A 20261-nucleotide genomic window follows, 5' to 3' on the forward strand; every position below is an offset into this window, starting at 1 on the left:
GCCAGAGCTTGCAGCAGAGCCAGAGCTTTTAGATGAACTTGAATCAGAGTTTGAAGGTTTAGATGATGATTTATTTGCACAAACGAGTGAAGAATCAAGCGACGATTTACTTGATGAAGATGATTTACTCGAAGAATATAATGATCCTTCACTAAAAAGTGTTGATGATTTACTCAATGAGCTGCAGCAAGAAGATGATTACGTAGAGCCTCCACAATGGTCTGATGTTGATGAGCTCAACGATGATATCGAAGAAGTTGAAATAGATCTGGGAGATGATCCGCTTGCAGATGAAGAACTCGGTGATGAATTTGATTTAGCACTGGAAGACGAACCTCTTAGCAATGATACAGTAACGCCAAGTTTAGAGCTTGATGATTATCCAGACCTTGAACTCGATGATGAAGATATTGATAGTGACGCAGAATTAGCCGATGAGACTGAGCTGGAAACGTCAGAACCAGGTACTCCAGAGCTGAAGCTTAGTCAAGCTGAGCAAGATCTTGCTAATGCAATGGCGGGAGGCCACGATTTAGATAGTTTAGAGCAAGATTTTGATGATGAATTATTAATCGAAGATGAGCTGATTACTGAAGACGAGCCGGTTGCTGAAGACGAAACAGTTGTTGAAGACGAACTGGTTATTGAAGACGAGCCAGTTGTTGAAGACGAACTAGTTGCTGAAGATGAACCAGTTGTTGAAGATGAACTTACAGATGCGTTAGAAGATGAATATCGTAGTGATTTCGCGACTGAACTTGAAGATCCACTGGAACAATCGTTGTCAGATGATCAGCTTGATGATGATTTTATGGCTGATCTCACCCAAACAGATTTTGATGCATTGCTTAGTGAGTTGGCTGAACCTGAGTCTTTAGAAATAGATGATAGCAGCGAGTTTGAAGTTGATTTCAATGCGTTACTTAGTGAAGATCTTGCTACACTTGAAGAGCTTTCAGTACCTGATGATATGCCGTCGGCTGAGCAATTAAGTGAAGACGTGAATGCATCAACAAATGAGGACATCGTTGCGGATGAATTCGTCGATATTGATGCTTTGATTGAACAAAGTGATGATACAAGCTTAGATTATGAACCTTATGATGATGTAAATATGGATGTCGGATTAAGTGAGTTTGATGCCTTACTTGCTGGAGATAACCCAACTGATGTTGATGCTGAAAGTGGCGGTTATTCTGCAAAACTTGATTTAGCACGTGCTTATATTGAAATAGGGGATATGGATGCAGCCCTTGACGCTATTGACGAAGTAATAGCAAATGGTCCCGAAGAAGTACAAGAAGAAGCACAAAGCTTAAAAGCAAAATTACTGTAAGTTGTTTCTGCATTTATAGTTAAAACGGGGAGTAAATTTAGTTTACTCCCCGTTTTTTTAGCAATAGAAAAAAGGTCGCTTGGCTGCTGTGCGCTTAATTTGTATAGAGTCACTTTTATTGCAGCGTCAGATAGCATAAAATGCCCCGTTCATTAGCACAGTAGGTAAAGCAGTAATTATGCGAGTAGCACTTGGAGTTGAGTACAACGGCGCCCGTTATAGTGGTTGGCAACGTCAATCGCATGTAAATAGCGTACAACAAGAAGTAGAAACCGCGCTTTCGCGTATTTGTAATCATCCAGTTGAAATAGTCTGTGCTGGACGCACTGATGCCGGCGTGCATGGCACTGGGCAAGTGGTGCATTTTGATACCGATGCTGAACGCGATATGGTTGCATTTACTATGGGTATGAATACCTTGCTACCGAAAGATATTGCTATTCGCTATGCAAAACCGGTGAGTGATGATTTTCATGCACGTTTTAGTGCTACTGCTCGTCGTTATCGTTATGTTATTTACAATAACGCCTTTCGAGGAGCAATATTAAATGAAGGCGTTACGCATTTTCATCACCCACTTGATGAAACTAAAATGCAAGAAGCATGTCAATATCTATTAGGTGAGCATGATTTTACGTCATTCAGAGCTTTGCATTGTCAAGCGAATACTGCTACACGTACTATTCATCACTTGTCGGTTGAGCGTCAAGGCAGTTATGTGATTATTGATATTAAGGCTAATGCATTTTTACACCACATGGTGCGTAACATTACCGGTTGCTTAACCGATATTGGTATTCATAAGCAGCAACCTGTGTGGCTAAAAGAGTTACTTGATTTAAAAGAGCGAGCCAAAGCCAGTGCGACGGCAAAGGCGGCAGGTTTATACTTAGTTGATGTTGACTATCCGGCGCGGTTTGAAATTCCGTCGACACCACTTGGCCCTTTATTCTTAACGGATGTGAATGGTTAATTGGTGATAAATTAAACATAACCTTGCAGGCATTTCACTACTAAGACCAGTTTTTTATACCGCCTGTGTGGAATTCATGTTTTAATTGAAAAAATTTGTCTGTCAATAATGATTTGGCAGGAACGCAGCAAAGCACAGAATAGTATTAAGAGAGTTGCAAATGAGTTGGTTAGAAAAAATCCTACCTAAAACAACAAAGTCTTCGGCTCGTAAAGAGATCCCTGAAGGTGTTTGGGCAAAGTGTACAGATTGTGATTCGATTTTATATAAAGCTGAATTAGAAAAATCACTCAATGTATGTCCTAAATGCAATCACCACATGCGTGTGAGTGGCCGTAAACGCCTTGAGCACTTTTTGGATGATGGCGACCGCCAAGAACTTGGCACACAGCACGAACCAAAAGATATTTTAAAGTTTAAAGACTCGAAAAAATATTCAGATCGTATCGCCGCCGCACAAAAATCAAGTGGCGAAAAAGACGCATTAGTCGCGATGAAGGGACGCTTAAAAGGCATTCCAGTGGCCGCCGTCGCATTTGAATTCTCATTTATGGGTGGGTCAATGGCATCGGTTGTTGGCGCACGTTTTGTGGATGCTGTTGATCAGTGTTTAGAGCATAACATGCCGCTAATTTGCTTCTCAGCTTCAGGTGGCGCACGTATGCAAGAGGCACTAATGTCGCTTATGCAAATGGCTAAAACCAGTGCTGCACTTGCTAAGATGAGCGAACAAGGCTTACCGTTTATCTCAGTAATGACTGACCCAACTATGGGCGGTGTATCAGCATCATTAGCTATGCTAGGTGATATCAACGTGGCGGAGCCAAAAGCATTAATCGGCTTTGCGGGTCCTCGTGTAATTGAACAAACTGTGCGCGAAACCTTACCTGAAGGCTTCCAACGCAGTGAATTTTTACTCGAGCATGGTGCCATCGATATGATTATTGATCGCCGTGAAATGCGTGACACACTTGCCCGCATACTAGCTAAATTTATGAACTTGCCTTCTACGGAACAAGAGCATAGAGTAGCGTAAATTTCAGCTTTACTGATTACACGCTATGACAAAAAATCTTCTTAGCCAATCATCAAGCCTTGATGATTGGCTTTGTTATTTAGAAAGTGTTCACCCAGCAAATATTGCCATGGGTTTAGAACGCGTTGCCAAAGTTGCCAATACCATTGGTTTACTAGATAGCCCAAGTAAAATTATTCTAATAGCCGGCACCAATGGCAAAGGCACCACTGCCCGATGTTTAGAATCACTGCTGCTTGCCCAAGGTTATTCGGTTGGTACCTATGCATCTCCTCATTTAATTCATTATAACGAGCGAGTGCGCATTAATGGCGCTGAGCTTGATGATCAATTTCATGTTGATGCGTTTGACTTGCTCGAGCAAGGCCGCGGTGACACGCCACTGACTTATTTTGAGTATGGCACCTTAGGCGCACTGGCTATTTTTAAACGCCATAGCGTTGATTATGTGCTGTTAGAAGTGGGTTTAGGTGGGCGTTTCGATGCTACCAATATTGTTACTCCATTTGCCAGTGTGATCACCACCATAGATCTAGATCATAAAGAGTACCTTGGTGATACGCGAGAGCTTGTGGGTTATGATAAAGCAGGGATCTTCCGTACTGGCACACCTGCCATTGTCGGCGATTTAAATATACCGCTCACAGTCACCGACTACGGTCATGAAATTAACGCGGTGATGCATTTATCTGGGCGAGACTTTATATTTAAAGAGCATGCGCAAAGTTTTAGTTGGCAATTTCAAGCCCATCACTTTGAGTTTGCTAAACCATCAATCCCATGCCAAAACGCGGCAACGGCACTAACCACATTAGCCGTGTTAGATTTATTACCTAGTGAGGCATTGATCCGTGATTGTTTAGCTAATTTAGTTGTTGAAGGGCGTTTTCAGCAACTAAGCAGCAAACCTATGGTCTATACTGATGTGGCACATAATGCTGAATCTGCACGCTATTTAGCTAAAAAGTTAGCTAACCTGCAAGATCAAGGCTTTAAAGTTCATGCGTTAGTCGCTATGCTGGCTGATAAAGACAAAGTCGCTGTATTAAATGAAGTTAGCCCGGTAGTTGATGCGTGGTGTTTAGCCGGACTTAATTGCTTTCGTGGCGATAAAGTAGAGAATTTAGCTAAATCCATGGATAATGTGCATACAAGCGCGCCAATTGAAAAATATCAAACAGTTGCAGACGCACTTGATGGTGTGTTGCCACAGCTTGATGAGAAGACGGTGTTAATCATATTTGGCTCCTTCTTAACTGTTGCAGCTGCTATCAATTATTGGAAAAAATAGAGAGGAATCAGGTGAACTCAGGCTTTATAAATCGTTTAGTCGGCACAACTATTGTGGTGATTGCAGCTATCGTGTTTATTCCTAATATTCTTGATGGCGAAAAAGTACATTACAAAGAAGGCTTTAAAGCCATTCCGGAACGTCCTGAGTTCACAACTATTGACTTGCAAGATTCAATAGATGATCAAGTGGCTAACGCACAACAGCCAAACGAAGAGCCTGAGGAAGATATATTGCCAGATGATGACCTACTCTCAAGTTCCTCTGATGCGGTTGAAGATACGACGCTAGTAGCGAAAAAAATGGTTGAAGCATCGACTGAGCAAACTACTGTAGCAACGACTACAGCACAACCTGTTGAAAAAAAGTCTGAGCCATCACGTAAGCCTGAAGAAAATTTATCGAAAATGGCATATGTAATTCAGTTGGGGAGCTTTTCGCATAGTGCGAATGTAAAATCGCTACAAGCTAAACTAAGTGACAAAGGGTTTAAAACCTTTACCCGTCCAGTTAAAACACCAAATGGTACTTTAACCAAAGTTTTTGTGGGTCCGTCGCTTGATAAAGCCCAGCTTGAGAGCAAACTCCCTGAATTAAAAGCACTTACTAAACTTAACGGAAAAGTTACCCAATTTGAAGTAGCAAAATGATCTGGCATTTAGTGCTGACCTCTTATAGAATGCGCCCCAAATTAACGACTAGTTGGTTCATATGATCTGGGTTGATTACGCCATCTTTGGCATTATTGCACTGTCTACTATTATCGGTTTAATTCGTGGCTTTATAAAAGAAGCAATGTCTTTGGCTGTGTGGGCTGGCGCATTTATCATATCTAGCTTGTTTTACCAATATTTAGCATCATTCCTAACAAGTATTTCTGAACCCCTTTTAAGAAATGCAGCGGCCATTGCCATATTATTCTTTGCGACGCTATTGTTAGGCGGATTGTTAAACTACCTTCTAGGTGAACTTGTACAACGTACTGGTTTGTCTGGCACAGACCGTGTCTTCGGCATTGTCTTTGGTGCACTTCGTGGCGTGTTGGTCGTGAGCGCGTTACTCTTCTTTCTTGATGCTTTTACTGGTGCACCCAATACGCACTGGTGGGGTAACTCTATTTTGATCCCAGAATTTGGCTTTGTTGTTGAGTGGTTTTTTTCATACCTCGAAAATAACTCTAGCTTTTTAAATTCGGTCAACCGTTAATCGGCGAGGAAAAATTTCATGTGTGGTATCGTTGGAATAGTCGGAACATCTCCTGTAAATCAGGCGATTTATGATGGCTTAACTGTTTTGCAACACCGTGGCCAAGATGCCGCGGGCATCATTACCATTGAAAACAACACCTTTAGTTTACGCAAAGCAAATGGCTTAGTGAAAGATGTATTTCACACCCGTCATATGAAGCGTTTACAAGGCACTATTGGTATCGGCCATGTACGCTATCCGACAGCAGGTTCTTCTAGCTCGTCTGAAGCGCAGCCGTTCTATGTTAACTCACCGTTCGGTATTGCTTTAGCACACAACGGTAACTTAACCAATGCAGAGCAGCTTAAAGAGCAATTGTTCTGTGAAGCACGTCGCCACGTTAACACAACCTCAGATTCTGAAATTTTACTTAACATCATGGCTCATGAATTAAGTAAACCAAATAAACTACATCTTGACCCTGAAGATATTTTTAACGGTATCACCGAAGTTATAAATAAAGTTCAAGGCGGTTATGCCACCATCGCTATGGTAATTGGCCATGGTATTATCGCGTTTCGTGACCCAAATGGTATTCGTCCATTAGTGTTTGGTAAACGTGAAACTGCAAATGGCACCGAGTATATGTTTGCCTCTGAAAGCGTTGCGTTAAAAACTGATGGTTTTGAATTTGTGCGTGATGTCGCTCCTGGTGAAGCGATATATGTTACTGAAGGCGGTGAGTTTTACTCACAAACATGCGCAGATAAAGTATCTTATTCGCCATGTATCTTTGAATTTGTTTACTTTGCACGTCCAGACTCAAATATCGATCGCATGTCTGTTTACGCTACACGTGTAAATATGGGCACTAAGCTTGGCGAAAAAATTGCTCGCGAATGGGCTGATAAAGATATTGATGTTGTTATTCCAATCCCAGAAACATCATGTGATGTGGCATTGGAAATCGCCCGCGTACTTAATCTGCCATATCGCCAAGGGTTTGTTAAAAACCGTTACATTGGTCGTACGTTTATCATGCCTGGTCAGGAAATGCGTAAAAAGTCAGTACGTCAAAAGCTCAATGCAATTGACCGTGAGTTTAAAGGTAAAAACGTATTACTAGTTGATGACTCGATTGTACGTGGCACTACTTCAGCACAAATTGTTGAAATGGCGCGTGAGTCTGGTGCTAAAAACGTTTACTTTGCTTCTGCTGCACCTGAAATTCGCTTTCCGAACGTGTATGGTATTGATATGCCATCTGCGGCTGAGTTGATTGCCCATGGACGTGAAGTTGAAGATATCAATGCAAGCATTGGCTCTGATGGTTTGATTTTCCAATCGTTACCTGATTTGATTGCTGCCGTAGCGCAGGAAAACCCAGAAATTACACGATTTGAAACATCAGTATTTGATGGCCAATATATTACCGGTGGTATCGATCAGAATTATTTGAATCGTATTGAACAGCTGCGTAATGATTCGGCAAAAAGTAGTCGTGAAAGTGCCATGTCTTCTGGTTTAGAGTTACATAATCAAGAAGAAAACGGCTCAGATTAATCTCTGCCTAGCGAAATAAAAAAGGAGCTAAATTTAGCTCCTTTTTTGCGAAGGAAAGAAAATAATAACACTACTTTATACTACATTTTACAGCTTCTAACGTTGAACTAGGTATCATGTAAAGGTTGGACTTACGATACCGTTGGTCCACAATATGGCGGTGACAGCTAAAATAATCACCAGTAAAATTAGTCCGCAAGTTACCACAGAGCTTGCGTAAATAAAGCCACGCTCTTGCGGTATATGCATCAAAATGGGCACACCGGTATACAGTAAGTAGACCGAATAGCCTAAAGCGACCAAACCCACACATACAACAAACCATAGTTCTGGCCAAAATGCCGCTAGTGCAGACATAAATACTGGTGTTGAAGTATACGCTGCAAGTTCTAAGGTTTGGGTAAAGGTTGGTTCTGCACCAAAAGTAACAGCCATCCAATGTGCTAAATAAGCCAGCGCAAACACACCCACAATTAAAGCGCCATACATAGCTGCAGCAATCAGTATTGCACTATCGTGGGTTAAAAATACCGGATTACCAGCCCCGATACTCCAGCCTAAATAAACCGATGAGTAATAACCCATTGCAGATGGAAACAACGCTATAAGTAATATATGTGATAGGCTATATGTTAAGCTCTCGTGGCGGTTATCTATTGTTTGCCACTCTTCGAGTGGATGGGCATATATGCCCCAAAGATGGTTTAGTATCATAATTGTGTGCCCCATGAAAAGGAATTAGTTCGCTGTTTTATTTTTATACAGCTTGTATTAAGTTATGGTTCAGTAATGGGGTCTTGTCAAGAAACACCAATGAGAGACGAAAGCAAAAAAATCAGCGGGGATATATTTAACTAGAGTTCGGGTTATTTAATTAATCAAACCCCCAGCTTTGTTTTATTATCAGTCATTTTTCATGATAAAATCATTTTCTTAATGATAGATACTAATGAGCAACTCCCTTCGTGCCACATAGCAAACTTTTAGAACCGATTAAGCAATTTTTACGTTGTGAAACCCCTTTAGGGTGGATTGATGAAGCCACTAAAAAAGAAAACCTAGCGGTTATTTTAATTGATCATCTCATCTGTGAGCTTAAAGCCGCGCAATCTGCGATGTTTTTAATTCGTAAATATGCCGTGGATAAACAAAGCAGCGATGCCTTGCTTGAGTGGCTAAAGCCGTTTGAAACGCTGATATACAAACGTGAAGGGAATTGGCGCGATCTTGCGGCTAAAAATAAACTGACTAAAGCAGTGATCCCAAAATCTGATTCAGCTTATGGGCAAGATTTGGTTGATAAAATGGTGATGTTGATCAAAGAAGAGCTGCACCACTTTTATCAAGTATTAGAGATCATGGATGAGTACGGTATTGAGTATCAAAGTATTACGCCGTGTCGTTATGCTAAGGGTATGCTAAGACATGTAAAAACCTTTGAGCCAGATGCACTGGTCGATAAGCTCATAGTCGGTGCTTACATCGAAGCTCGTTCGTGCGAGCGTTTTGCCGCGCTTGCACCCCATGTAGATAAGCGTTTAGGTGATTTTTATATTTCGTTATTGCGCTCTGAGGCACGCCATTACCAAGACTATTTAACTCTTGCCCAAGAAATTGCTGGTTTTGATATTACCGAGCGGGTTAAAGAGTTTGGTGAAATTGAAGCGCAGTTAATTACATCTTGTGATGACGATTTTAAGTTTCACAGTGGTACGCCGGTAAATAAAAGCGCTTAACGAGCACCAACATGTGCAACTGCTTTTCAAATCATGCTGTAGCACATACTTTATTATCAAAAGTGTTTTTAAATTAGACACATCAAAAACTCTCACCTAATATTTAAAGCAAGTTAAATTTTTATTTATCAGTTATTTTATTGCTTTGCAATGCATTGTAAATGAAAGGCCATTGCTATTATTATTTTGGTGGGTATATATGGATGAGAATGAGGGATTATTTGTATTTTCTGCTGAGGAAGAGTTAGTAAATACCGACCTTAAAGTATGGAAAATTTTAACTGTTGAGGATGATCTCGATTATCAACACGCATTAATTAATAGCTTAAAAGAATTAAAGGCCAAAGAAGGCTACAAATATGAGTTATTAGCGGCCAACTCAGTACCAGAAGCTGCGCTTGCTTTAAGTATGCACCCAGATATAGCACTTGTTTTTATCGATGTGGTTATGGAAGAAGATGACTCCGGACTGCGTTTGGTTAATACCATCAGAGAAGTGATTGGCAACGCTGAAATGCGTATCGTGTTACTAACAGGGCAGCCCGGTTTCGCCCCTGAAACCGATGTGATGAAAATGCTCGATATTGATGAGTACTGGAATAAGTCTGACATTTCTGCACAAAAGCTTGAATCAATCGTTAATAGTAATATGCGAACTTGGCAATATATTTCGCAAATAAAAGCCGCTAAACAAGGTTTGCAACTTGTGCTAGATGCATCAAGGAGCATTAATAGCAAACATGATATGGGCTCATACTCTGCTGCGGTGCTGCAAGAGCTAAGTAATATTTTAAAAATATCAGAGGGAGGCGGCATCCTTTGCTCAAGTAATCTAGACAAAGATGCTGGTGCTGTAATTCTGACTACTAACGGCTGTTTTAATGGTATGAAAGGGCAAAAAGTAGATAGCAATTTACTGGCCGATATGTACGATGACTTCCAGCTAGCTATTCAAGAAAAACGTCATGTTTTTTCAAATCAGCATAGTATATTTTTCTTTGAAGCAACCATTGCTGAAGGCACTCACTATATTACCCTGGTAAAATCAGATAACCCCATTAGTGAAGAAAATGAATATTTATTAAAAGTATTTAGTGAAAACGTAAGTAGCGGGTTTGCTAATATTTCATTATTAAATAGATTAACCGAGCTTGCCTATACTGATGTTTCATTAAATTTACAGAATAGAAACTGGTTAACTCGCGAAATTAAAAATATGAACGTATATGAGCAATCAAAAATGCGTTTGATTATTTTTGATATTTACCAGTTTGATGAAAAAGCTTTTACCTTTGGTTACGATTTTTGTAAAAAAATCATAAAACTCGTTCATAAAAGTATTGTAGATGTTTTTTCAATGTATGACCCCAGAATTGCGATTATTAGTAATCGTAGTTTTGGCATGCTCATCAATGTTGATTTTGATATTGCCGATGATATTACTCATTTTCATAATAAACAAAAGTACGAAATTGAAAATGTTAAGCAATTTATTGACGTAAGAGTATTGGAGTTAAAGTTAAGTTGCGCATCAAATATTACTCCCGAAAAAGTAATTAGCCTAGCAGAGTCGAGTTTAAATTACATGCAAGTAACTCAAACGAAGTTTATTTTGCATACTGATGAAAAGACAGTCGCAATAACAAGGCGTTATGAGTTGATGGCGCGCCTTAGGACGGCTATTAGTACCAAAGAATTGCGTGTCGCTTTACAGCCAAAAATGTGCCTGAAAACATTAAAACCAATTGGTTTTGAAGCGCTAGCTAGATGGCAGTTGGCTGATGGCAGCTTTGTAAATCCAGAAGAATTTATAGAGCTTGCTGAAACCGCTGGTTTAATTAATGAGCTTGATAATGTTATTTTTGAAAAAATATTACAAACTATTAATCAACTAAAAAGCTGTGGCATAAACTTACCCATTGCATTTAACGCATCATCTTATGACTTGATCGAGCCTTCTTACTTTGAGTCTATCAAAAGTCGGATTGAGGAATATAAAGTATCTCCCTCGATGCTGGAACTTGAAGTGACAGAAACGCAAGCGATCAGTAACTACAATTTCATTAAAGAGGCTTTATTACGGTTTATGGACTTGGGTATTAAAGTAAGTATTGATGACTTTGGTACGGGTTACTCGTCGTTAGCGCATATAAATGAAATACCGTCGAATGCGATAAAAATTGATCGCTACTTTGTCAGTAACCTTGAGCATAATATAAATAATCAATACATGATAAAAATGATCATTAGTCTCGCAAAGCAATTTGATTTTAAAATTATAGCTGAGGGTGTTGAAAACGAGTTTGAGGTGCAATGGTTAAAACAAGCTGGTTGTGAAATGGCCCAAGGTTACTTTTTTTCAAAACCGCTATTTTATGATGATTTACTGATCTGGTTAGCACAGTTTGATAATGTAAATGACTAAAAAAAGTAACTCATTTTATAGCGACAAAAAAGGCGTACTCATAAAGTCGCTGTTTATTTTATTTGTTGCGATATTAATTGGCTGGCTGGTGTACGAGCAAGTTTATCAGTCAAAAGTAACCATAATAAAAGAGCGCCAAGATGAAAAACTAGTGCTTGTGAGTACTGATTTATCTAAAGAGCTAAGCAGTATTAAAAAACTCACTCAGCTGTTAGCAAATGGCCAAGTATTAAAAAGTAATACAGGTTTAAATACATTGAGCGCTCAACAAAGCGACAAGCTCATAAATGATTATTTTTTAAATTTTGCTTCTGTATCAACCAATATCTCACAAATACGTTGGCTTGAACGCAGTGGTAAAGAACGTTATAGAATTAATTTCAGCAATAAAAAAAGCGAAATTGTTGAGGTATCACAATTACAAAATAAGAAAAATCGTTATTATTTTAAAGAAGGGATGTTAGTTGCACCACCGAATACATTTATTTCAGAAATTGATTTAAATATTGAGCGTGGAAAAGTTGTTGTCCCGCATGAGCCAACAATTAGGGTGACTTACAGAACGCAAGGTGGTGATTATTTAATAGATGGCTTGTTAGTAGTGAATTTTAATCTGGATTATTTATTTAGTAATATTCGACAATATGATGAAAAAAACACCCAAGTAAATATTCTAAATCATGATGGTTATTGGTTGTATAATAAGGATCCCGCATTACAGTTTGGGTTTATGTATAATCAAGTTAATAACTCGCTAGCAAATAACTCTCCAGCGCTTTGGCAACATATCATTGAACATGACGTACAAAGCACCTCACGTATTTTTCATGACAGTTTATATACTTTCAGGCGATTCTCTATTGTTTCACTACGTGAATCAACACAAAGAACCGCAGATTCAGATAAAGAGATTATTATACTTATCGGTAGCCCTAAAGAGCTGCTGTATAATGCAAAAATGACTGCTTTTCAATATGCTGCTCTGTGTAGTGTTGTTTTATGTATTTGCGGTTTTGGTTTTAGTTACCGTGAATATTTATTCCAACAGCAACTAATTACTTTATCTTATAAACTACAGCGTGAAAAAGTAGAGTTAGATAGCGTCAACAAACAGCTCGATTTAACTATAAGGCAGCAGCAGCAATTACAAACAAGCTTACTCGAAGCTCGAAAACTATCGTCTTTAGGGTTGTTGGTGGCGGGGGTTGCTCATGAGATGAATACACCCATCGGTGGTGCTATTATCTCTGTGTCTAACGCGAATGTGGTTATTAATAAGTTGAGTGACGCGATAAAAACCGGATTAACTAAATCGCAATTAGATAAAAGCACACAGAGCATTGAGGAAAATTTAGGGTTAGCTAAAATTAATTTAAATAAGGCAGCGGTATTAGTTAAAAGTTTTAAAAAAATGGCGATAGACCGTCATAATGATGATGTCATCACATGTAATATAAGAAAAATAACTGAAGATTTACTGATCTCCCTTAATTCAAGATTAAAAAACTCAAACGTAAAAGTGAAAACCTTAGTTGATACTGACCAAGATATAAAAAGCCGACCAGGAATTATTTCCCAAGTGCTAGAAAACCTGATAATGAACGCACTAACCCACGGGTTTGCCAAAAATCAAGTCGGTGAAATTGAGATAAAAATAGCACAAGCTGCTAGTCAATCCATTAAATTAACCATTTCAGATAGCGGTGTTGGGATTAAAGCAGAGTCTCAACAGTACATCTTTGAGCCTTTTTACACCTCAGCTCGTGGTATTGGCAATACTGGGCTTGGCTTATATATGGTGCACCAATGGGTTACACACATTTTGCAGGGTGAAATTAAATTACAGTCCAATCCACACTCTACAGAGCGCTTTAAAACTGAGTTTACTATTACTATACCCAAACTATCTTAAGATGCAGAATTCGTTGCTTGGAGTGATAGTTATATAAGTATTTGTGTTTTAACGTTTTAAAAATTGTAGGTATTGCTCAGTCTTAGCCTCTGAAAAGCCATGGCTTAGGAGAACTTGTGCGGCCTCACCATTATTTATAATGGTGTTGAAACCGTTTTCTAATTGTATTAATTGTTGCTTACTTTGTGCAGCAGATTTGGAAAAAATAATATATAGATGGTGGGACGCTAAATGAGGAGGGATATATACGATTGGCTGTCCTGTTTGTAATTGTGGATGATTGTTTAACCAGTACTCACCGACTTGTTTGGTGCCTGCTACTAAGTCAACGCGGCCAAGCTGTAACACGCGTAAGCTGCTGATCAAGTCATTAGTCGCTGTAATGGCTAAGTTGTGCTCACTACTAAAATCCTCGCTAACTATATAATTACTACCTTTACTTATACTGTATGGCTGCAACGACGTTAAACTGCCATCGTAGTTTATTTTGCTACTTTTTCGTTTAAATAATCCAGTAAATGAATTTGCTAATGGTCGTGAGTAGTGGAATATTTTTTCTCGCTCGGCGCTATAATAAGCCCCTAAAAGAGCTGTTCGCTTATTTTTTTCAAGTAATCTTAGTGCACGAGCCCAAGTTGTAAACTCAATGCTAGCTTCAATATCTTGGCTTGCTAATGCGGTAACAACAATGTCAGCTAACCAACCCTGTTGTGGCAGTTGCTCTGAAAAATACGGGGGAAAAGGCTCGGTAACAAAAAGCCATTTATCTTGGCTGTATGTATGGCTTGCGTAAGGTAAACAAATAAGTATGAAAAATAATTTAAGCATTACGACCAGTACTAAAAACGATCAATATCGTAAGCGTAGACAATATTTTATATTTGTGCGAATGGTTCACTCACTAGTTCTTGTGTCTGTGCGGTAACAACTAAATAAGAGCCTTGAGTATACCAATCACCCAGCACTGTGCGAGTGAGTGTTTGCTTATCTACTTCATAATGATGCACATTAGGGCGATGGGTATGGCCATGGATCATATGTTTTACTTGGTGTTTTGCAAATGTTGCTAGTACCGCTTGTTCAGTAACATCTAATATTTCAAGCGCTTTACCGGTTTGATTTTGCTTTGATTTTTCTCTGGCATTTTGCGCAACTTTACGACGATACCAAAGTGGCATAGCAAGCATTAATCTTGGCCACCACCAACTGCGGCCTTTTTTACGAAACTTTTGATATTCAATATCTTGTGTGCACATTTCATCGCCATGCAAAATGACAGTGGGAGTGCCATATAAGTCAATTACCAGCTGTTCGGGTAATAAAGTCATTCCTGCTTGTTTGGCGTATTTATCGCGCATAATGAAATCACGATTTCCATGCACAAAATATACTGGGGTGCCGTTATCACTCACTACTTTTAAATGCTTTGCAACTTCAGTTGAGAGTGCAGTTACATAGTCATCACCAACCCATACTTCAAAAAAGTCACCAAGTATATATAGCGCGTCTACATCCTTATTAATAATATGCGTATCTAAAAACTGATAAAAAGCTGCACTGATATCTGGGCGATTTTCACTTAAATGGAGGTCGGCAATAAAGTAGGTTTGGCGAGTCATAGGTAAGTCTTTTAAAAATAAATAAAGCGGGCATATACGTATAGCATAGATACCCGCTAAAACGCCACGTTACGTGGGTAAGCGTACTATTAGTTTACAGTTACGCTTGTGATGATAACGTCATCAAGAGGTACGTCTTGATGAAAGCCTGTGCTACCTGTAGCAACGGCTTTAATTTTTTCTACTACGTCCATGCCTTCAACAACTTCAGCAAATACACAGTAACCCCAGCCTTGAGATGTTTCGCTGCTGAAGTTTAAGAAGTCATTGTTATTCACGTTAATGAAAAACTGTGCTGTTGCTGAATGTGGATCAGGAGTACGTGCCATAGCAAGTGTACCAATCTTATTAGAAAGGCCATTGTTTGCTTCATTTTGAATAGGATCATGCACTTCTTTTTGTGTCATACCTGGTTCAAAACCACCGCCTTGTACCATGAAACCATCAATTACACGGTGAAAAATAGTGCCGTCGTAAAAGCCTGCGTTAGCATACTGTAAAAAGTTTTTAACTGTGTTTGGCGCATCTTCTTTGAGCATGTTAATGGTGATATCACCAAAATTTGTGTGTAGAACAACCATGTGGTTTCCTATTAGCTGATTTATTTGCCGCTATTTTATCTTAGTTAGCTAAGATTAACAAAGTGCTTATTCAATTGATAAAGCGCTAGAGCAGGGGCTTTTCAAGTGTTAACATAGCGATTCAAGTAAATAGTCAAGGACTTAAAATAAATGGTAAATATATACAACACACTCACGCGTCAAAAAGAGCAATTTAAACCTATGGTCGACGGCAAGATCGACATGTATGTGTGTGGTATCACCATTTATGATTATTGTCACATTGGTCATGCCCGCACATTTGTTAGCTTTGACGTGATCGTACGTTATCTTCGTCACATTGGTTATGATTTAAAGTATGTACGCAATATCACCGATGTTGATGACAAAATCATTAAGCGTGCGAATGAAAATGGCGAAGCGATTAATGACTTAACTGTGCGTATGACAAAAGCAATGCATGAAGATTTTGATAGTCTAAACATGTTGCGTCCAGACATTGAACCTACAGTCACAGGTCATATGGACGAAATTATCGAAATGGTTGAACGACTAGTTACTAAAGGCCACGCCTATGTTGCAGCCGACGGCGATGTTTTATTTGACGTCTCAACGTTTGAGCAATACGGTGCATTGTCACAGCAAGATTTAACTATGCTACAAGCCGGTTCGCGTGTTGAAGTAGCACAAGATAAAGATGATCCACTTGATTTTGTGTTATGGAAAAAAGCCAAAACGGGTGAACCATCATGGATATCACCGTGGGGCGAAGGTCGTCCAGGTTGGCATATTGAATGTTCGGCAATGAGCTCAAAGCATTTAGGTGAGCATTTTGATATTCATGGCGGTGGTTCAGACTTACAGTTTCCACACCATGAAAATGAGATTGCGCAATCATGCTGTGCAAATAACGGCAAGTACGTCAATACCTGGATCCATACGGGTATGGTACAAGTAAATAAAGAGAAGATGTCAAAATCATTAGACAACTTCTTTACTGTTCGTGATGTACTTAAAGAATATGATGCTGAATCGGTTCGTTATTTTTTAATTTCTGGTCATTACCGCAGCCAGTTAAATTACTCGCAAGAGAACTTAGATCAAGCACGTTCGTCGCTTGAGCGTATTTATACGGCACTTCGTGGTGTTGAGCCTATCAGTTGTGATTTAGCAACAAATGAACATGTGGCTAAATTTAGAAAAGCAATGGATGACGACTTTAATACACCAGAAGCATTACCGGTGTTATTTGAATTAGCCAAAGAGCTAAACCGTGTAAAAGACGTTGATGCTGAGCAAGCGGGTAAGTTAGCATTTGTACTGCGCAGTCTTGGGGAAGTGTTAGGGGTTGCTCAACAAGCACCAGAGGCATTTTTACAAGGTGGCCAAGCAGATGACGAAGTTGCCCAAATAGAAGCGTTAATAGTTAAGCGTAATGAAGCGCGCGCGAGTAAAGATTGGGCTGCGGCTGATGAAGCGCGTGATGCTTTAAATGCACTTGGGGTGATACTGGAAGACTCTGCAGGTAAAACTACATGGCGTAAAGCGTAATTAATTACCTTACTAGTGCCAGTCAAATAGGCATTGCTGAATAAGACATATTTTAGTAAGTATTATTTTAGTAAGTATTGTATTAGTAAGTATTACAAAGGGTTGCCAATTTGGCAGCCTTTTTATTTTTTCTAGCTTGACCTCAACTTAACCTTAGGTTTTACCTTTGCGTTTCTTAGTTATTTTGAAAGGAATGAAATGAATATTTTTCTTGCCATGATCCCTGCTTTTTTATGGGGCACCACCTATGCGGTCACTAAATATGCCACCCCAGATTGGCCGCCAATATTACTTGGCGCGTTACGAGCATTACCTGCGGGTTTACTGTTATTTGTGCTTAAACCATCATGGCCTAAAGCAAAACAGTGGCGCGGTTTAGTATTATTAGCTGTGGTTAATATTGCCCTGTTTTTTAGTTTTATTTTTATTATGGCGGTTAATTTACCAGCGGCAATTGCCGGTGTTGGTATGGTCTCTGTGCCTGTGGTTGCGTTGATTTATGCGTGGGTTTTTAAAAAGCAGCGTCCAGCGTTTTTGCAATCGGTGTGCGCACTTATATTAGTGATTTTGGCTTGGCGATTATTTGATCCCCAGCATGTCACGATTAATGCCTTAGGAGTATTCGCTTTAATTGGTGCGTTGTTAACAATTGTTGTTGGTAGTACTTTAGTGCAAAAAATGTCTACCCATACTCATTGGTGGACGGTATTAACATGGCAGCTGATCATTGGCGGATCATTGTTATCATTAGTAGCAATGACTCAAGCTATTTACTTTGATCCACAACAATATCAAGTACTTGCTAATGGTGTCAGTTCAATACAGTGGCTTGCATTATTTTGGTTAATTGTGCCAAATACAGCGCTTGCGTATATCTTGTATGTTTGGTTACTTGGCCGCATGACGGTGGTTGAGTTTACTTTCGGTACGATTGCTAATCCGATCGCAGGTATTATTTGCGCCGTTGTATTACTAAGTGAGCACTATCAAGTTTGGCAATATACGATAATGGTTTTAATGATTTTCTTCTCTGTGCTGCCGCAATTGTTAAAGCTAACACGGCGCCAGCGCTCAGCTAAAATAGTCTAACAAATAACAACAAAGGGTTGCTAAACAGCAACCCTTGTTAATTCTTGATGCGACGTTAGAGGCTAATTAGCTATGGTATTTTTCACAGGCTTCAAGGGTATTTTCAATCAAGCTTGCTACTGTCATTGGGCCAACGCCGCCAGGTACTGGCGTGATGAAATGTGCTTTTTGTTCAGCGATATCATACTGTACGTCACCGACTAATTTGCCGCTATCTAAACGATTAATGCCTACATCGATCACAATTGCACCTTCTTTAACCCAATCCCCAGGAATAAACTCAGGTTTACCAACTGCAACAACTAACAGATCAGCACGGCGTACATGAGTTTCTAAATCTTGCGTAAATTTATGACACACAGTGGTTGTACAACCAGCAAGTAATAGTTCCAATGCCATAGGACGACCAACAATATTTGAAGCGCCAACAACAACTGCATGCATGCCTTTGTATTTTACACCGGTCGAATCAAGCAGTGTAATAATACCTTTTGGCGTACAAGGGCGAAGAGCAGGCATACGCTGTGCTAAACGGCCAATGTTATAAGGATGAAAGCCGTCAACATCTTTGAGTGGAGTGATATGTTCAAGGATTCTTTCAACATCAAGACCAGCGGGAAGAGGAAGTTGTACTAAAATACCATCAACTTGTGCATCGTTATTGAGCTCATCAATTAAATCTAATAATGCTTGCTCGTTTGTATCTGCTGGTAAATCAAATGATTTAGAAATAAAGCCAACTTCTTCACAGGCTTTACGTTTTGAACCTACATAAACTTGGCTTGCAGGATCTTGCCCTACAAGTACAACTGCAAGTCCAGGTGCTCGCAAACCGTTTGCAACACGTTCACTTACTCTTTGTGCTACTGCACTGCGTACTTGTTTAGCTATTGCCTTACCATCGATGATGTTTGCCGTCATGGGTGACCTTTAATTGGGGTTAGTTAACTTAATACCGATACTTTAAAAACGAATGCATACAGAAATAGGGGTAATATAATGCTAATAAAGAACACGTTCTTTATTATTCGTTTTTAATATGCTTACTATTTTCGCAGAAAAGCGCTAATGCGCCAAGTTGCTTTTCTGATATACCCGCTAATTATATAAAACAGTTGAAATTTTAGCTGATCCTCACAATATTTAACCATTATGAACTAAAAATGACCGATTGATTTATTTTCTTAAAAAAAGGTTTGACCTGACACGGTCAAATCACTATTATGCACCCCGTTGTCAACGAGGTCACTCGCTAACAATAGTAAGCATCGGCGATTAGCGCAGTTTGGTAGCGCACTTGGTTTGGGTCCAAGGGGTCGCAGGTTCAAATCCTGCATCGCCGACCACTTTCTCAATTATAAAGAATGGTAATGATTGGTTTGGGTATGTCCCATGCAGTCACAGGTTAAATGCTGAAAAGCAGACCACTTTCTATTATAATAGATTGGCTTATTGGTAAACTATGAAGTTTTCGATGCGCCCATAGCTCAGCTGGATAGAGCAACGCCCTTCTAAGGCGTCGGTCGAAGGTTCGAATCCTTCTGGGTGCACCATTTGAAAACATGTAAATATAGCGGTGGTTGTAGCTCAGTTGGTAGAGCCCCGGATTGTGATTCCGGTTGTCGTGGGTTCGAGCCCCATCAGTCACCCCATTTACAAAAGAATATCGGCGATTAGCGCAGTTTGGTAGCGCACTTGGTTTGGGTCCAAGGGGTCGCAGGTTCAAATCCTGCATCGCCGACCACTTTCTCAAAAAGTGGTCTCAAATACAAAGTTTGAGTGTTCAATGAAAACGAGGTTTAATACTTCAATATCGGCGATTAGCGCAGTTTGGTAGCGCACTTGGTTTGGGTCCAAGGGGTCGCAGGTTCAAATCCTGCATCGCCGACCACTTTCTTAATATCTATAAAAATTCTAAAAATTATTTATTAACTTAAAATTTCATTTATTCTCTTCCTGATAGCTGATAGCTGATAGCTGAT

General features: G+C 39.5%; 17 protein-coding genes and 5 tRNA genes. 17 read left to right on the forward strand and 5 right to left on the reverse strand.

Translation table 11 applies throughout. The features are described from left to right. From H5162_RS20210 to purF, 7 genes are all read left to right on the forward strand, one after another. Positions 1–1336, forward strand: a 1336-nt coding sequence (locus H5162_RS20210) for a FimV/HubP family polar landmark protein (protein ID WP_310736443.1), incomplete at its 5' end; no start/stop codon positions are given. Positions 1337–1514: 178 nt separating this feature from the next. Then, positions 1515–2309: a tRNA pseudouridine(38-40) synthase TruA gene (gene truA / locus H5162_RS20215; protein ID WP_145241498.1), complete on the forward strand. Its 795-nt coding sequence runs from the start codon at positions 1515–1517 to the stop codon at positions 2307–2309. Positions 2310–2469: 160 nt separating this feature from the next. Next, positions 2470–3345, forward strand: coding sequence for an acetyl-CoA carboxylase, carboxyltransferase subunit beta (gene accD, locus H5162_RS20220; protein ID WP_145241496.1), 876 nt, complete (start codon positions 2470–2472; stop codon positions 3343–3345). 25 nt (positions 3346–3370) lie between these two features. After that, positions 3371–4636, forward strand: a complete 1266-nt coding sequence (gene folC, locus H5162_RS20225) for a bifunctional tetrahydrofolate synthase/dihydrofolate synthase (RefSeq protein WP_182779372.1) — start codon at positions 3371–3373, stop codon at positions 4634–4636. A gap of 11 nt (positions 4637–4647) precedes the next feature. Next, positions 4648–5286: an SPOR domain-containing protein gene (locus H5162_RS20230; RefSeq protein WP_182779373.1), complete on the forward strand. Its 639-nt coding sequence runs from the start codon at positions 4648–4650 to the stop codon at positions 5284–5286. A 61-nt stretch (positions 5287–5347) separates the two neighbouring features. Next, positions 5348–5842 (forward strand): CvpA family protein, encoded by a 495-nt coding sequence (locus tag H5162_RS20235; RefSeq protein WP_054206292.1) that lies wholly within the window; start codon positions 5348–5350, stop codon positions 5840–5842. 18 nt (positions 5843–5860) lie between these two features. Then, complete coding sequence (gene purF / locus H5162_RS20240; protein WP_145241490.1) at positions 5861–7387, forward strand: amidophosphoribosyltransferase; 1527 nt, start codon at positions 5861–5863, stop codon at positions 7385–7387. Between the two features lie 114 nt (positions 7388–7501). On the opposite strand, the gene H5162_RS20245 is transcribed toward purF, so the two are convergent. Beyond that, positions 7502–8101: a Yip1 family protein gene (locus H5162_RS20245; RefSeq protein WP_145241488.1), complete on the reverse strand. Its 600-nt coding sequence runs from the start codon at positions 8099–8101 to the stop codon at positions 7502–7504. Positions 8102–8352: 251 nt separating this feature from the next. Here H5162_RS20245 and miaE point away from each other — a divergent pair, with 251 nt between their 5' ends. The 3 genes from miaE to H5162_RS20260 all read left to right on the forward strand — a co-directional run bounded on the left by miaE (position 8353) and on the right by H5162_RS20260 (position 13460). Next, the gene (gene miaE, locus H5162_RS20250; protein WP_182732574.1) at positions 8353–9123 is read left to right on the forward strand and encodes a tRNA isopentenyl-2-thiomethyl-A-37 hydroxylase MiaE; all 771 of its coding nucleotides are present in this window, start codon (positions 8353–8355) and stop codon (positions 9121–9123) included. A gap of 199 nt (positions 9124–9322) precedes the next feature. Continuing rightward, the gene (locus H5162_RS20255) at positions 9323–11548 is read left to right on the forward strand and encodes an EAL domain-containing protein (protein ID WP_182779374.1); all 2226 of its coding nucleotides are present in this window, start codon (positions 9323–9325) and stop codon (positions 11546–11548) included. Then, positions 11541–13460, forward strand: coding sequence for a sensor histidine kinase (locus H5162_RS20260; RefSeq protein ID WP_182779375.1), 1920 nt, complete (start codon positions 11541–11543; stop codon positions 13458–13460). The genes H5162_RS20255 and H5162_RS20260 overlap by 8 nt, the downstream gene beginning before the upstream one ends. A gap of 48 nt (positions 13461–13508) precedes the next feature. Here H5162_RS20260 and H5162_RS20265 read toward each other — a convergent pair whose 3' ends face one another. The 3 genes from H5162_RS20265 to H5162_RS20275 form a co-directional block, all read right to left on the reverse strand. Continuing rightward, complete coding sequence (locus H5162_RS20265) at positions 13509–14288, reverse strand: ABC transporter substrate-binding protein (RefSeq protein WP_182779376.1); 780 nt, start codon at positions 14286–14288, stop codon at positions 13509–13511. 47 nt (positions 14289–14335) lie between these two features. Then, positions 14336–15079 (reverse strand): UDP-2,3-diacylglucosamine diphosphatase, encoded by a 744-nt coding sequence (locus H5162_RS20270; protein ID WP_182718149.1) that lies wholly within the window; start codon positions 15077–15079, stop codon positions 14336–14338. An 89-nt stretch (positions 15080–15168) separates the two neighbouring features. Next, the gene (locus H5162_RS20275; RefSeq protein ID WP_145241476.1) at positions 15169–15660 is read right to left on the reverse strand and encodes a peptidylprolyl isomerase; all 492 of its coding nucleotides are present in this window, start codon (positions 15658–15660) and stop codon (positions 15169–15171) included. A 150-nt stretch (positions 15661–15810) separates the two neighbouring features. On the opposite strand from H5162_RS20275, the gene cysS reads away from it, so the two are divergent. Then, the gene (cysS, locus tag H5162_RS20280) at positions 15811–17190 is read left to right on the forward strand and encodes a cysteine--tRNA ligase (protein ID WP_145241474.1); all 1380 of its coding nucleotides are present in this window, start codon (positions 15811–15813) and stop codon (positions 17188–17190) included. A 198-nt stretch (positions 17191–17388) separates the two neighbouring features. Further along, positions 17389–18279, forward strand: coding sequence for a DMT family transporter (locus H5162_RS20285; protein ID WP_182732579.1), 891 nt, complete (start codon positions 17389–17391; stop codon positions 18277–18279). 66 nt (positions 18280–18345) lie between these two features. Here the strand turns inward: H5162_RS20285 and folD are convergent, their stop codons facing one another. Beyond that, positions 18346–19200: a bifunctional methylenetetrahydrofolate dehydrogenase/methenyltetrahydrofolate cyclohydrolase FolD gene (gene folD / locus H5162_RS20290; RefSeq protein WP_145241470.1), complete on the reverse strand. Its 855-nt coding sequence runs from the start codon at positions 19198–19200 to the stop codon at positions 18346–18348. A 348-nt stretch (positions 19201–19548) separates the two neighbouring features. On the opposite strand from folD, the gene H5162_RS20295 reads away from it, so the two are divergent. The 5 genes from H5162_RS20295 (at position 19549) to H5162_RS20315 (ending at position 20170) form a co-directional block, all read left to right on the forward strand. Then, a tRNA-Pro gene (locus H5162_RS20295) sits at positions 19549–19625 on the forward strand. 130 nt (positions 19626–19755) lie between these two features. Then, positions 19756–19832, forward strand: a tRNA-Arg gene (locus H5162_RS20300). Positions 19833–19855: 23 nt separating this feature from the next. Further along, positions 19856–19931, forward strand: a tRNA-His gene (locus H5162_RS20305). Between the two features lie 15 nt (positions 19932–19946). Further along, positions 19947–20023: transfer RNA gene (locus tag H5162_RS20310), tRNA-Pro, on the forward strand. 70 nt (positions 20024–20093) lie between these two features. After that, positions 20094–20170, forward strand: a tRNA-Pro gene (locus tag H5162_RS20315). Positions 20171–20261: the final 91 nt, after the last annotated feature.

Source organism: Pseudoalteromonas sp. SR41-8 (assembly GCF_014163915.1).
GTDB classification, from domain to species: domain Bacteria; phylum Pseudomonadota; class Gammaproteobacteria; order Enterobacterales; family Alteromonadaceae; genus Pseudoalteromonas; species Pseudoalteromonas rhizosphaerae.